The following is a 555-nucleotide window of genomic DNA, read 5'->3' as shown; positions in this document are numbered from 1 at the left end:
GAAGGGGCATTCCCGTTTCTTCCTGATCATTACCACCGTATCCGGTGCCGTGACCGGGGTGGGCATCTGGTTCTCCATATCCCTTGTCAGTCCGGACGGCACGGCTTCTCTCATCCAGAGTTTTACCCTGGCCTGGGCCCTTGAATACTTGTTCTTTGTCGCTGAACTGGCCACCGCCTTTGTCTACTATTACACCTGGGATCGTGTTTCCAAAGAGACACACCTTCTGCTTGCCCGGTTGTACATGGTTTTCTCGATTATGACCCTGGTCATCATCAACGGTATCATCACCTTCATGCTTACGCCCGGTAAATGGATTGAAAGCCATAACTGGCTGGACGGTTTCTTGAACCCCACCTATTTCCCGGGACTGATCATTCGTATGCTTATCATGGCTGCCATAGCCGGTATGTATGCCCTGGTTACTTCCTCCCGCATTCCCGATCCGCATTTCCGGACATACATGGTGCGCTTTTGTGCCAAATGGTTGATCCCGATTTTCCTGCTTGGACCGATTGTCTCTTTCTGGTACCTCAATCAGATTCCCCAGGCAGC

Annotated in this window: 1 protein-coding gene; it reads left to right on the top strand. The window is 51.7% G+C overall.

Features of this window, described 5'->3' with window-relative positions:
- Positions 1 to 555, top strand: a 555-nt coding sequence (locus JNK74_29865; protein ID MBL7650377.1) for a cytochrome C, incomplete at both ends; no start/stop codon positions are given.

This window comes from Candidatus Hydrogenedentota bacterium, from assembly GCA_016791475.1.
In the GTDB taxonomy this organism is placed as follows: Bacteria; Hydrogenedentota; Hydrogenedentia; order Hydrogenedentales; family JAEUWI01; genus JAEUWI01.
Note: the sequence above shows the minus strand (reverse complement) of the source record. Positions and strands in the feature narration are given on the sequence as shown.